Source organism: Mycobacterium sp. (assembly GCF_052143115.1).
Taxonomy (GTDB): domain Bacteria; phylum Actinomycetota; class Actinomycetes; order Mycobacteriales; family Mycobacteriaceae; genus Mycobacterium.
Genome location: NZ_JBKQTQ010000016.1, coordinates 1 through 12,899, shown reverse-complemented (window position 1 = coordinate 12,899; position 12,899 = coordinate 1). Strand labels below are relative to the sequence as shown.

Genomic DNA, 12,899 nt, shown 5'->3' with positions numbered 1-12,899 from the left:
TCGACGTTGATCTGACCGAAGGCGTCGATCTCGATCGCGGTGTTCATGGCAACGAAAGGGCCACCGCGCGACAACCTGGCCGCGTCGTGCGTGTACTCCGTGCCGTGCAGGATCTGCTTTCCGTCGGCCCAGTCGTAGAGCTTTTCAGTACCCAGTAGGTAGGTCGCCGACGGTGTGCCGATCAGCTTGCCGCGCTGGTCGAGGTCGACCACAGCGTCAGTGAGTAGTCCGGTGTCAATGCGCAAGGGCACCGTCGTCCGGTTCAGCAGCGCCGTGCCTAGTGGACCCGGACCATATTGCAGCTGTGCACCTTCCGGCACAAAACGCAGGACGTTGTCGGCGAGTGCTTCGTGGACTGGGTCGGGCCTCTTCTGCGGTATCTGCAACGGGCCGTTATCGCTGTATCCCACGACGTGCACCATCGCGGGATCCAGTGGTGGGCCCGCGTCGGCTGCCGGCGAGTTGGTGTCCACCACTGCCAATACGCGGACGCCGGCGTCGATCAGCGCGCGCTGCCAGGACACCTCCGTGCCGAAATGCAGAGCCCCGTTCCGTTCGGCCAGGCGGATGATCAGCACGTCGGGGCGCAGTACGTCGCACAGGACCGCGGCGACGGCAGTCAGCCGGGTGGGCACGAAACGCGCTGTGGCGCATTGCAGAAGACTGCGTGCACCCCAACCTGGCATAAGAGTGACGACTTCACTGAACGCGCCGGGATCGATCCCGTCGAGCGGTGCGGGTAACCAGCCGAGCGCCAGGCGGACGTCGCCGACCTGACGTGCCAACCTCGACAGCACCGCCCCGACTGCGTCGCCATTCTGCAGAGTGCGGACCTGACCAACGCCGTCACCGACCGCGACCGTGCTCCGGTGCCGCAACACCGAACCCACCGCCGCCTCGAACTCGGAGGCTGTCATCACCGCGGTTCTTTGGGCAGTCCGAGCACCCGCTCGCCGAGGATGTTGCGCTGAATCTCACTGGTGCCGCCCAGGATGGTCTGCGCACGGCCCACCAGCATGTGATGCACGAGGTCGTTATCAGCGGGGTCGGTGCACGCATCGGTGCCGAGCACATCGGTGGCCAGATCGCCCAAATCGCGGTCGGTTTCCGACGTCATCAGCTTGAGCACCGAGAAGGCAGGGGAAGTCAGATCACCGGACTCGATGGCCCGCTCCCAGGTGAACCGCAGCAGCCACATCCTTGCCCACAGTTTGGTCATCGACCGGGACAGCACCGGATTCAGCAGGTTGCGGTCGCGCGCCGCCTCGACCATCCGCTCGTGCAGCCGGAACATCGACACGGCTTGGGAACCAAGCGTCAGCCGCTCGCGACCAAGGGTGACGATCGCGATGCTCCAGCCCTGCCCGACTTCACCGATCAGGGCGTCGTCGGCAAGCTCGGCACCGTCGAAGAAGACCTCGTTGAACTTGCTCTCGGCGTCCATCTGTAGCAGTGGCCGCACGGTGACACCGGGTGTCTGCATCGGCACGACGAACATCGACAGCCCGCGATGTTTGTCCGGGCCGGTCCGGGCCAGCAGTAAGCCGTAATCGGCCGACGCCGCGGCCGAACTCCACACCTTCTGGCCGTCGACACGCCAGCCGGTCGCGGTCCGCTCCGCGCGGGTGCGCACACCGGCTAAGTCCGATCCCGCGCCGGGTTCGGAGAAAAGCTGGCACCAGACGTCGTCGCCGAGCCGGATCGGCTCGAGGAAGCGGGTTTTCTGCTGGTCTGTCCCGAACTTGATGACCACGGGGCCAACTAAGTCGGGACCGGTGATGTTCAGCTGACGGGGCACCCCGGCGCGCGCGCATTCCTCGGCGAAGACGGCTTGAGACGCCACCGTGGCGTCGGCGCCGCCGAACTCCCGCGGCCAGTGCAGGCACGTGTAGCCATGGCTGGCCAGATAGCGGTGCCATTGCTGTCCGGGCTCAACATCGGCCACGGTCGGCGTGGGCCCATAGTTGCGGAGCCCGGCGGGCTTGGGCGCGCTCTCCAGAAAACCGCGGATCTCGCTGCGCAGTGCGTCGATGTCTTCGGTCTCAACGGACACCAGCACTACTTCCCGTCTAGGTATTCGTCGTATTCGCCCGCTATCGACTCCATCGCGTTGAGGCGGCGAGCAAGCAGCGCGAGTTCCGACTCGTCGGCGTTGTTGGCCTTCAGCTCGTCCAGCCGGGCTCGACATCGGCCGATCTCGCCGACGAGGCGCTCCCTCGCCTCGTCCTTGGTCAGTAGGTCCTGATCTGTCCAGTCCGATACCGGCAACTGCTCGATTCGGTCCACGCTTTTCCGCCCGTCGTCTTCTGAGGTCATGCCGCCCGCGGAAAGTTGTAGAACTCACGGGCATTGAGTTCGACCATGCGGTGCACCTCGTCGTCGGGCACCTTCTCTAACGCCTGCGCCGCGCGCTCTCGGCTCTGTGGCCAGAATGAGTCCGAGTGTGGATAGTCGCACTCCCAGGTGATCTTGTCGACGCCGATCATGTGGCGCATCTCCACGCCGAAGTCATCCTCGATAAAGCAGCCGTGAATGTGCTTCTTGAACAGGTAGCTCGGAGGGTGATCCTGGTTGATGTTGTTGTAGAAGCGGTGCTTTCGCCACACGCTGTCGCAACGCTCCAGGATGTACGGGATCCAACCGATGCCGCCCTCGGACAGGCCGATCTTGAGCTTCGGGTGGCGGTACAAGGTGTTTGAGAACAGCCAGTCGGTCATCGAGGTCATCGACATCGTCCCCATCAGGGTGATGAAAACGGCGAATGGCGCGTCGGAAGCGATGGGCGGCGGGAAGCCGCCGGAACCGAAGTGCTGAGCCAGCACCATGTCCGTCTCCTCCATCGCCGAGAGCACCGGGTCCCAGTGATCGGAGTGGACGGAGGGCAGGCCAAGCCGGTCAGGTAAGTCGGGGAACGTCACACACTTGGCACCTTTCGCGGCGACGCGGTGGATTTCCTTGACGCTGGCCTCGAGGTCCCAGAACGGCAGCATGGCGACCGGGACGAATCGATCGGGCGCCGTGGCGGCCCATTCGTCGAGGTGGAAGTCGTTCCACGCTGCCGAACATAATCTGGCGAGTTCCTTGTCCTCGCCCTCGGCGAACACCGCGCCGGCGAAGCGAGGGAACGACGGGAAGCACGTCATCGCCTGCACGCCGTCGATGTCCATGTCGGCCACTCGCGCCTTGGGGTCGTAACACCCGGGGATCATGTCGTCGTAACGCACCGGTTCGATGCCGTACTGCTCGGGCGTCTTACCTGCGACCGCGTTCAAGCCGATGTAGGGGTAGATCCTGCCCTCGTACTCCCAGACCTGGCACATCTGGCCGGTGTCGGGCCGCTCCCACTCGATGATCTTGGGCCCGGCCTCCCGGTGCTTGGTCGGAAGCCGATCGCTCCACACCCTCGGGTGTTCGATCAGGTGGTCGTCGACGGAAACCAATTCCATCCAGGGCTGCAACGGCACAGGTGCCTCCTCGTCTGGACACGGTCGTCATCGGTCAGGAATTATAAAAACATTTAGTTATTTAGCTGCGATTCTAGTCACCAGTCAGAGCGACCAGCAAGGCAGCTCGACAGCCGGTGGGTGGGTTCTCACAGCAGCTTGGCCTGCGCGGATACCCGGTCCCAGTGGTGTCCGGGGCCGCCGAACAGCACCTCGTCGGTGCGGGCGCGACGCAGGTAGAGATGAGCGGAGTCCTCCCACGTGAAACCGATTCCACCGTGGATTTGGACGTTTGCGTGGGCTGCGTTGCGCAGGCTCTCGGAACACACCGCCTTGGCCATGCTGGCGCGCCAATCGGATTCATCGGCTATCGAGGCGGCGCCGCCGGTTTGATTGTCCAGGGCCTGCAGGGCCGCTTGTGATGCTGAGCGAGCCCATTCGAGGTCGACAAGCATGTCGGCGCACTTGTGCTTGATGGCCTGGAAGCTGCCGATCGGGCGGTCGAACTGCTCGCGGGTGCGCGCGTAGTCGGTGGCGATCTCCAGCACCCGTTCGCACGCTCCCACCTGCTCGGCCGACAGGATGGCAAGCGCCAGGCTAACGTTGCGCTCGATGAGATGGTCGGCGGGACCCTCGCCGGTCAGCCGTACCGCCGGTGCGCGGGTGAAGGTCATGGTGGCCATCGGCCGGGTGCCGTCCAGCACTCGTTCCGCAACAACGCTGACGCCCTCGGCGGTCCGGTCCAGGAGGAAGACCGCGAGCTCGCCGTCGACGATCGCCACCACTAACAAGTCGTCGGCGGCAGTGCCGTTGAGGACATGGCGGACCACGCCGTCGACGCTCCAATCGTCGCCGCTGCGTGCTGCGGTGAGCGTCACGGCGGCACGACGCCAAAACCCGCCGTCGCCGGTGATTGCCGCCGCCCCGGTGCGTCGCCCGTCGAACAGACCAGACAGACGCTTATCGGCGTCGGGATCGTCGGCGTGGGCGTCGAGTAGCAGTCCGGTAGCCAGCACCGCCGACGCGACGAACGGCACCGGAGCCAGCACGCGGCCGAGTTCGTGAGCCACGACGCCCAGCGCGGACGCGCCGTAGCCGGCCCCGCCAAGGTGTTCCGGCAGGGCGATCTGGGCCACCCCGACCTGACCGCAGAGTACCGTCCACAGCTCGGTGTCTACGCCGCCGCAGCTGCCGTTGCCGGCGTAAGAGGCGGCACGGACCCGCTCTTCCGACGCGAACTTCTCGCAGGCAGCGCGTACGGACCCGGCGAGCTCCTGCCGCTCGTCGGTGGACAACACCGTCATCGGCTTCTCCTGCAACATGTTGCGCCAGTTTCGATTCGGGAGCTCTCAGCCGGTACGTTGGCCGCGAGAGAACTTCACCGGCAGCTTGGACACGGCATAGACTTCACCGGCGTCCTCGAACCGCTGCGGCTCGCCGGAGAGTTCGAAGTCCGGGAGGCGTTGCAGGACCTGACCCAACATGACCTGGAACATCATCTTGGCGTAGTGCGAGCCCAAGCATCGGTGGATGCCTACGCCAAAAGCCATCTGCTTCTTGGCGTTCGGCCTGGACAGATCCAGCGTCCTGGGATTCTCAAACATCGCGGGGTCGCGGTTGGCAGCCGCCCACATCAGGATCGCCCGGTCGCCCGCGCACAGTGACTGCCCGTGGAAGTGGGCGTCGCGGGAAACGGTGCGGGCCAATCCAAGTGACGGCGTGTACAGGCGCAGCAGCTCGTCGGTGCCCTTGGTGATCAGGCCCGGATCGTTGATCAGTTGTCTGCGCAGCTCGTTGTCCTCACATAGGCGCAGCAGTACGTTTCCGGTGAATCCGCTGGTGGTGTCCATGCCGCCCAGCATCATCAGGAACGCGTACATGGCGATCTGAATGTCGTCGAGTGGTTCGCCGTTCAGGGTGCCGCGCAGGATGTCGCTGAATAGATCGTCGCCCAGGCCCTCGGCGCGGCGCTGCTCCATGTGCTTGTTGATCTCGGCGAACAGCTCCATGCCCGCCGCAGCTGCCTGCTCCGGGTCGTGGGCGCGGTTGTGCACCACAGTGTGCACCCAGTCCACCCACTCCATGCAGCGGGACTCGTCGAACTTCAGCAACCGCAGGATCATTCGCGCCGGCAACGGTGTCGTCAGCTCGCCGACCAGGTCGCATCCGCCGCGCTCAATGAATGCGTCGATGGCCTCGTTGGCCATCTGCAGGGCGACGGGCCGGGACTTCTCGGCCGAACCGGGGGAGAACTGGCGGAGAGTGACCTCACGCAGCTCCTGGGTGACCGGCGGATCGGATTCGATCGGCAGGATGGGGAAGGGCATGCCGCTGGCCGGGACCCCGACCGACGGGTAGGAGTTGAACAGCTCGTCGTTGCGGGCGGCTTCGAACACCGACGCATAGTCGACGAGCGTCCAGAAGCCCTCGTAGTGGTCGGAATGCGCGACCGGACACCGGGATCGGATTTCGTCGAACTTGCCGAACGGGTCTTCACGGAACCCGGGCGAATGGTGGTCCAAGTCCACCTCGGCACGCTGCTGAGGCCCGATGTGGGTGTCTGTCATGAGCTCTTGCACCTCAGGCGCGGGCCAGCGCCGGCGGCTTCACGGCGTCGGGGTCAGGATTGGCGATCGGCAGCCCTAGGAAGCGGCGGGCGTTGTCACCCATGAAGTCATAAGTGCGGCGTCGGTCCATGCCCTCGGCGTATTTGAAGAAGCCCTTTGGTTCGGCCAGGCCTTCGGGGTGTGGGTAGTCCGAACCGAATAGCACCCGGTCCCACCCGACCGTTTCGACGACGTCGGACACCGACCCCTCCCAGAACGGGCTCACCCAGATGTTGCGACGGAACACATCGAGCGGGTGTTCGTCGAAGTTCTGCGGCATCTTCTTATAGATGTCGCCCAGGTCATGGAATAGCGGGTGGATCCAGGCGCTGCCGTTCTCCACACTGGCGATGCGCAGTTTCGGGAACCGGGTCAAGGTGCCGTGGCAGATCAGGCTGGTGATCATGTCAGAGATCTCGCGGTGGCCCAGAGTGACCCACTTGAACGCCGACATTTCGAATGCGCTGTCGGTGTCCGGGGGCTCCCACTTGCTGACGTATTCCTCCAGTGGTGGCTGGCTGGCGTGCAGCACGATCGGCAACCCTGCGTCCTCGACGTCGCGCCAGAACGGGTCGAACTCGGGCAGCGCCGGCGAGCGCCACCCGCGGAAGCCCTTCACCGGTGCGGGTTTGATAAGCGCCACCTTGGCGCCGTTCTCCAGCACGTATTCCAGTTCACGCCGGGCGTTGTCGACTTCGGCGCAGTTGATCACCGGTGTCATGAACAGACGGTCGGCGTAGGTGAAGTTCCAAGCCTCCAGCATCCATTCGTTCAGTGCGTGGATGATCGCCATCGTCAACTCCGGGTTCTCCGCCGCGGAGTGCTCGACGAGGTTGGCCAACGTCGGGTAGACGAACGCCTCCCGCACGCCCTGGCGGTCCAGCTCCTTGATGCGGTCCGCCGGGTTGCGGGTAGCTGCCGGCGCCTCGATGGGGATGCCGGTCATCTCGCGCATCGTCAAGCCTTCGGTGTTCTGCGCCGCGTAGAACTGCTCGTGCGCGCCCGGGGCGGCGACCCGCTCGAAGGTCGGGTTGGGGAGGTACTCGGTGATCTGGCCCATGATCGCGATCCGGGTGCGCTTGCCGACCTGGACAAACTGGACGGCTTTGCGGTAGCGCTCCGGAAGGTACTTGATGAGCGCTTCCGGTGTCTCGTACATATGTTGGTCCGCATCGAAGATCGGCGCTTCGGTGAACTGAGTCATCGGTGATCTCTCCCTACTCGGCTTCAGTCGCTAGCGACTCCGGTTGGCCGGCGAGCGTGGCCAGTCTATACCGTTAAATAGATATCGGTATAGCGAGCGCTGGATGTCAGTACAGGAGCAGCCATGAGGACAATCGGTGACCAGGTGGCGCGGCCGTTGATGGGCACCGCGGACTGCGCCGACATGACGCTTCACAAGCTCTGGCCAGCTTTCTTTTGCGTCAAGCTGTGGCTGACTATCTTCATGCTGAGCCCGACGGTCGTTCCGCTACTGAAAGTGGAGCGGCGGCCGTGTAGCTATTCCACCGATGCAAGGTTGCGACTGGACCTCCATGCGTAGATGTGGCTCTGATTCGCACCGGTAGTTCGCTTTGCTGGCTTAACTCGGTAATTAGCGACCGTCCCCAATACGGATCGCCCTAGAGCGCGAAGACAAGCGCGTGTTCGGCATCGTCGGGGACGTTGACGAATTGCACTAGACCAATGACCCGGCGCGCCTCTTCGTTATCAGGGATGTGCCAAATCTGCCACGTACTCTTGCCCCTCCGATACGCGAAGAACCTGCTTTGGCGCTCGGCGAAGGTCACGAGAAGGTCAGTAATGGTTACCCGGGCGGGAAACTCGAACGTCAGCGGTATGGGGTCGTCGCCGGCATGGATCGACTCCCGCTCATAGTTAATAAGCACCGAAGGCTCATCGTCGGCCATTCCAGGTCCGGGCACCCGCAAAGGCTAGCGTCCGACGCCCTGATTGTTGCTTGTTGCGAACACCGCGCACGAAGTAGGGTCACGGAGCGTGGGGAGGTTTCATTGCGACGCCGCGTGGATGCCCACACATTGCCCACAATCTGCCTACAGTCACAGGCATCTAGAGTGATGTTTGGTGATGAATTTTCGCTGCTAGGGTGGGTTTTCGCCCCCCTGCTGGGCCGTCAGGAGAGTTCAATCCTGACAGGGGCTCTGCATAAAGGAGTGCTCATGATCTATCGCCTTTTTGCCGGGGTACTCGCCGCTTTGGCGGTGGCGATCATCGTCCCTGCCCAGGCCCATGCCGAGCCGCCGACGAAGTGTTTGACCAACACCCCCAAAGGCAAGCAGGTCTATGTGCCCTGCGATCTACTCAACGCCGGCGCCAACTTCCCGCCAGGGCAGCGTTGTCCCGGACCGCTCGATCAGTACCCGAAAGATGTGCAGGACTGGTGTGGCACAGCGGCCGATTCGCATCCGCCGAGCCCGGCGAACCCGACAAGTCCTACGATCCCGACAAGTCCTACGATCCCGACGAGTCCTACGAGCCCGACAAGTCCTACAAGTCCTACAAGTCCGACGAGCCCGGGCAGTAGATCGTGAGCATTGACGCCGTCAAGACCCGAAAACGAAACCGCAGGTAACGAGCGGGACTAAAGCGGAACCAGACGGAACGAAACAGCAGTTCAGAACGCATTTTGCCTAATAGAAGCTCGGGTTCGATTCCCGGCAGCTCCACCAAAGCTAGTTGGGTACGGTCACCCTTCAGCTACCGGTGAACGTCGGAGCGCGGCGCTGGGCCGCTGCTGCCACGCCCTCGCGGAAGTCGGCGGTCGCCTGTAGTCGGGTTTGTTCTTCGAGCTCGCGGGCGATGGCCGCGGCGGCAGCCTCGGCGAGTCCGGCGCGCACGGTGGCACGGATGCTGGTCAGCGCCAAAGGAGCCGAGGCGGCGATACGCTCGGCGAACCGAATCGCCGCCGGGCCCACACCACCGTCGGCGGCCAATTCATCGACCAACCCTGCTGCGTGGGCGAGTTCACCGCTGAAACGCTCACCGGTGAGCATCCACTCAAGTGCTTTTTGCTGGCCAACGACACGTGGCAACGTGGCCGTTATCCCGAAGCCGGGATGAAACCCGAGCCGGCTGAAGTTGGCCGCAAATTTCGAGGAGGGTGCGGCCACCCGGAAGTCTGCGCTAAGGGCAAGCCCGAGTCCGCCGCCGATCGCGGCGCCGTGCACCGCGGCGACAACCGGCTTGCGGGTGCGGAACAACCGGATGGCCTGAGCATAAAGCTCATTGGGTGACACACGATCCTCGGCGGGCCGGGAGAAGTCGGCGCCGGCGCAGAAGTGTTTTCCCTCCGCACACAACGCGATCGCCCGACATTCGACGTCGTCGTCCAGCCGCTCGTAGGCGTCGGCGATGCCCTTGATTAAGGCGGTGTCAAAGAAGTTGTTCGGGGGCCGATGGATCTCTACCACGGCCACGTGGCCGGTGGATTCGACGGTGACATCGGGAGCGGTCACAGCTGTTCCAGTAATTCGCGCACTGCCGCATTGAACGCTTCGGGCTGGTCCATATTCGCCGCATGCCCAGCGTTGTCGATGACAACCTTGCGGGAATTGGGGATGTGGCGGTGCATGTAGTCGGCCCCGGCCAGGAAGTCGGTGTCTTGGGCACCGACGATCACCAACGTGGGCACCGTGATGCTGTCGAGCGATGTGATCACGCGGGCGTCCTTTTGAGCCATGACACCGCGCGCTGCTCGAGGCAGTCCCTCGGGATGCTCGTGCACTGCCTGCGCGAGTTCCGCCGAGCTCTCGGCGCGCGTCTGGCCGCGCTCAAGTTCTTGGGCGCGTCGTTCGACCCACACGTTCCACTTGTCGCGGGCTTCGTCGTTGCGGTAGCCCGGCCCGGTGTCGACCAGCACCAGCGCCGCCACCCGCCGCGGGTGGGCGAGGTGGAAAGCCAGGGAAAGATAGCCGCCCAAGGACATTCCGCCGAGCACCGCCCGATCGGCACCCGCGGCGTCGAGAATGGCCGCCATGTCGGCGACGCTGATCTGCTCGCTGTAGCGGTCCATGTCGTCGGGCGCGTCGCTGCTGCCGTGTCCGCGCTGGTCCCAGACGATCACCGGCCGATCGACGCTCAAGGGAGCGACATTCCGGTCCCACATGCCCGCGGTGGCGCCGAAACCGTGCGTCAGCAAAAGCGGCAAACCCGGCGCCTGCGGGTTGTGCACCTGGAAGGCCAACGTGACCCCGTCTTCGCGCTGCAGTTGGTTCACTGCATCACCTCGGACCCGGACTGGATGGCGGGGTACAGGGCGTCGGGACCGCAGGCGACCAGGGCCGCGCCGAGTCGGTCCGCCCAGCGATGATGCCCGCCGGCTTCGTCTCGCCAGGCCCAGAGTCGACGGGTCAGATAATGCAACGGGTACTCCTTCGTCATACCGATAGCGCCATGCGTCTGATGCGCGGCCGCCGTCACCAGCTGTGCGGCCCGGTCAGCAAGCATTTTGGCGCAAGCGATTTCGAAGCTACCCCGGCCTAGTTCGACCGCCTCGACCGCACCGTCGATAGCCGATGCAACCGCGGCGGCCTGTTGGTGGATGGTGACCAAATGGGCTTGCACAGCCTGGAAACGACCGATCGGGCGCCCGAACTGCTCACGTTCGCCGTTGTAGCGCAATGTCATTGCCGCAACGGCACTTACCGCGCCGGCCATCAACGCGGCGCGCCTAAGCGCGGTGCGCTCCCAGATCGTTTCTTCAGTGACCGCCGTGCCGCCTGATTTTGCGGCCGGTCCGGGCGCGAGCACGATGCCGCCGCCGCCGCTGCCCTCCTGCTGCCTGCTTCGCGATTCGAAGAATCCTGTCCCGACCGGTCGTTACGGGCGCGATGGCGACGCGGTGTGGTAGCCGTCGGCCTCGGCCGCGCCTTCGAGCGCATCGGCGGCGGCTTGTGCCGCCTGAGCCGCATCGGCGGCAGCGTGCGCTGCCAAGTCGTCGGAGGAGGCTTCGCGGGTGGCCGATGACTTGGGCAGCGCCTGGGTGAAGGCGCGGGACACGTCTTGCAGGGCGGAGGTGACCTCGCTTGGAATTACCCAGAACGTGTTTCCCGGGCCCTGGGCCAGCTGCGGCAGCATCTGGAGATACTGATAGGCCAGCAGTTTCGGGTCGGGGTCGTTGCGGTGCACGGACTGAAATACCTCGTCGATAGCGCGGGCCTGGCCCTCGGCCTTGAGGATCGCTGCGGTCCGGTTGCCCTCGGCGCGCAGGACGGCGGCCTGCTTGTCCCCCTCGGCGGTGAGGATCTGAGACTGGCGTTGGCCTTCGGCGCCCAGGATTGCCGCACGCTTGTCGCGCTCGGCCCGCATCTGCTTTTCCATCGCGTCCTTGATGGATTGCGGCGGGTCGATGGCCTTGATCTCTACCCGGTTGACCCGCAGCCCCCACTTGCCGGTGGCCTCGTCCAGCACACCTCTGAGTTGGCTGTTGATGGTGTCGCGGGAGGTGAGTGTGCGCTCCAGGTCCATGGACCCGACGACATTGCGCAGTGTGGTGACCGTGAGCTGTTCGACGGCTTGCAGGAAGTTGGCGATCTCATAGGCGGCCGCGCGCGCGTCGGTCACCTGGAAATAGAGCACAGTATCGATCTCGACGACCAAATTGTCCTCGGTAATCACCGGTTGCGGTCGGAACGAGACTACCTGTTCCCGCAGGTCAATCATCGGATAGACCCGGTCGAAGTAGGGGATGACGAAATTGAGGCCGGGCTGCAACGTGCGGTCGTAGCGGCCGAGCCGTTCGACGTTGCGGGCACGCGCCTGGGGCACGATGCGCACCGCCCGCAGCACGGTGAAGGCTACGAACAGCGCGACGACCAGTCCGGGGATAAGAGAGAGTGCAGTTTCCATGGGTTACTCCCGGGGGTACACGAACGCGGTGGTGCCGCTGATCTCCAGCACGTCGACGGTCGCTCCGGCGGGTATCACCAGGGTTTGGTCGTAGGCGCGCGCCGTCCACTCCTCGCCGCGGATACCGCCGATGCGAACCCTGCCGTCCAGCCGGGACACCTCTGACACGACATAGGCGGGCTTACCGATTAATGCTTCTACGCCGAAACGCTCGAGCTGGGGCCGGAGCATGCGCCGACGGACGATGGGGCGGATGAGCAGCACCCCGATCGTGGCGGTGACTGTGAACGCAAGGAGTTGGACAGAAACGGGTAGTCCGAGTGCGGCGAAGCCCGCGGTGGTCAGCGCAGCGACACCGAGCATCCCGACCGCTGCGGTGATAGTGAGCATCTCGACCACCAGCAACACTACGGCGATGATCAACCAGATCAGCCATGCATCCATGCGGCGATCCTCCTTGAACATTCGACGGATGCGCGGGCGGGATGACTGTTACTTCCTCCATCGTGTGCGGTAGGGCACACGCTTACATTATGTCCCCCAAGCCATGCTGGCGCCGCATTGCGTTTCCGGATTCCGGCAAAGTGGTGACCGGTCTTGGCGGGTGCGCGCGCATCCGGGCGAGTCCGCGCCGGCCGGCGTGCCGCATCGCTCGGCACTGTCACGGTGAAAACACGCGCCGAACCCGTCCAGATCTGGCGGGTCGACAGTCTGCCCTAATGGTTGTCTGCTACCTGCCGTTCGGTACTACCTGGTTGCCGAGCGGGCATCGCCACTTCGCATGGACACCAAGCGATCAGGAAGGGCGCCCCGACTGCTGATGCCAGCGGTCCAGCAGGGCCGGGATTTCGTCGAGAAGGACGGCGTAGAAGTCGCGCATATGGGTGGATCGACCTAGTGAAAATCCCGGCGGAAGACGCGTGCGCCCTCTCCCCCGGTCACACCGACGGAACCAGAACGTCGATCCGAGGCACAGGTTACC

At 64.4% G+C, this 12,899-nt stretch carries 15 protein-coding genes and 1 pseudogene; 2 read left to right on the top strand and 14 right to left on the bottom strand.

Features of this window, described 5'->3' with window-relative positions:
- The 7 genes from ACLQI9_RS01570 to ACLQI9_RS01540 form a co-directional block, all read right to left on the bottom strand.
- The coding region (locus ACLQI9_RS01570) for an acetyl-CoA hydrolase/transferase C-terminal domain-containing protein (protein WP_442390838.1) at nucleotides 1–917 on the bottom strand (917 nt) is incomplete at its 3' end.
- Complete coding sequence (locus ACLQI9_RS01565; RefSeq protein ID WP_442390842.1) at nucleotides 917–2,056, bottom strand: acyl-CoA dehydrogenase family protein; 1,140 nt, start codon at nucleotides 2,054–2,056, stop codon at nucleotides 917–919. The genes ACLQI9_RS01570 and ACLQI9_RS01565, both read right to left, overlap by 1 nt.
- 2 nt (nucleotides 2,057–2,058) lie before the next feature.
- Nucleotides 2,059–2,316: a hypothetical protein gene (locus ACLQI9_RS01560; RefSeq protein WP_442385209.1), complete on the bottom strand. Its 258-nt coding sequence runs from the start codon at nucleotides 2,314–2,316 to the stop codon at nucleotides 2,059–2,061.
- Complete coding sequence (locus ACLQI9_RS01555; protein WP_442385207.1) at nucleotides 2,313–3,464, bottom strand: amidohydrolase family protein; 1,152 nt, start codon at nucleotides 3,462–3,464, stop codon at nucleotides 2,313–2,315. Before ACLQI9_RS01555 ends, ACLQI9_RS01560 begins: the two co-directional genes overlap by 4 nt.
- Before the next feature lie 128 nt (nucleotides 3,465–3,592).
- Complete coding sequence (locus ACLQI9_RS01550) at nucleotides 3,593–4,747, bottom strand: acyl-CoA dehydrogenase family protein (protein WP_442390840.1); 1,155 nt, start codon at nucleotides 4,745–4,747, stop codon at nucleotides 3,593–3,595.
- A gap of 45 nt (nucleotides 4,748–4,792) precedes the next feature.
- A complete protein-coding gene (locus ACLQI9_RS01545) occupies nucleotides 4,793–6,010 on the bottom strand; it encodes a cytochrome P450 (protein WP_442384107.1) in 1,218 nt (405 codons plus the stop codon).
- Nucleotides 6,011–6,023: 13 nt separating this feature from the next.
- The gene (locus tag ACLQI9_RS01540; RefSeq protein ID WP_442390836.1) at nucleotides 6,024–7,253 is read right to left on the bottom strand and encodes an amidohydrolase family protein; all 1,230 of its coding nucleotides are present in this window, start codon (nucleotides 7,251–7,253) and stop codon (nucleotides 6,024–6,026) included.
- Between the two features lie 123 nt (nucleotides 7,254–7,376).
- On the opposite strand from ACLQI9_RS01540, the gene ACLQI9_RS01535 reads away from it, so the two are divergent.
- Nucleotides 7,377–7,592 (top strand): hypothetical protein, encoded by a 216-nt coding sequence (locus ACLQI9_RS01535; RefSeq protein WP_442384103.1) that lies wholly within the window; start codon nucleotides 7,377–7,379, stop codon nucleotides 7,590–7,592.
- Nucleotides 7,593–7,671: 79 nt separating this feature from the next.
- Here ACLQI9_RS01535 and ACLQI9_RS01530 read toward each other — a convergent pair whose 3' ends face one another.
- Entirely contained in the window at nucleotides 7,672–7,974 is a 303-nt protein-coding gene (locus tag ACLQI9_RS01530; RefSeq protein WP_442384101.1) for a hypothetical protein, read from the bottom strand.
- Between the two features lie 476 nt (nucleotides 7,975–8,450).
- Here ACLQI9_RS01530 and ACLQI9_RS01525 point away from each other — a divergent pair, with 476 nt between their 5' ends.
- Nucleotides 8,451–8,594, top strand: coding sequence for a hypothetical protein (locus ACLQI9_RS01525; protein WP_442384099.1), 144 nt, complete (start codon nucleotides 8,451–8,453; stop codon nucleotides 8,592–8,594).
- Nucleotides 8,595–8,763: 169 nt separating this feature from the next.
- On the opposite strand, the gene ACLQI9_RS01520 is transcribed toward ACLQI9_RS01525, so the two are convergent.
- The 6 genes and pseudogenes from ACLQI9_RS01520 to ACLQI9_RS01495 all read right to left on the bottom strand — a co-directional run.
- On the bottom strand, nucleotides 8,764–9,525 hold the full coding sequence (locus ACLQI9_RS01520) for an enoyl-CoA hydratase/isomerase family protein (protein WP_442384097.1): 762 nt from the start codon (nucleotides 9,523–9,525) through the stop codon (nucleotides 8,764–8,766).
- Nucleotides 9,522–10,286, bottom strand: coding sequence for an alpha/beta fold hydrolase (locus tag ACLQI9_RS01515; protein ID WP_442384095.1), 765 nt, complete (start codon nucleotides 10,284–10,286; stop codon nucleotides 9,522–9,524). The genes ACLQI9_RS01520 and ACLQI9_RS01515 overlap by 4 nt, the downstream gene beginning before the upstream one ends.
- Nucleotides 10,283–10,819, bottom strand: a complete 537-nt coding sequence (locus ACLQI9_RS01510; protein WP_442384093.1) for an acyl-CoA dehydrogenase family protein — start codon at nucleotides 10,817–10,819, stop codon at nucleotides 10,283–10,285. The genes ACLQI9_RS01515 and ACLQI9_RS01510 overlap by 4 nt, the downstream gene beginning before the upstream one ends.
- A 69-nt stretch (nucleotides 10,820–10,888) precedes the next feature.
- On the bottom strand, nucleotides 10,889–11,917 hold the full coding sequence (locus ACLQI9_RS01505; protein ID WP_442390834.1) for an SPFH domain-containing protein: 1,029 nt from the start codon (nucleotides 11,915–11,917) through the stop codon (nucleotides 10,889–10,891).
- 3 nt (nucleotides 11,918–11,920) lie between these two features.
- Complete coding sequence (locus tag ACLQI9_RS01500) at nucleotides 11,921–12,361, bottom strand: NfeD family protein (protein WP_442390832.1); 441 nt, start codon at nucleotides 12,359–12,361, stop codon at nucleotides 11,921–11,923.
- Between the two features lie 352 nt (nucleotides 12,362–12,713).
- Nucleotides 12,714–12,899: pseudogene (locus ACLQI9_RS01495) on the bottom strand (hypothetical protein); the annotation flags it as partial.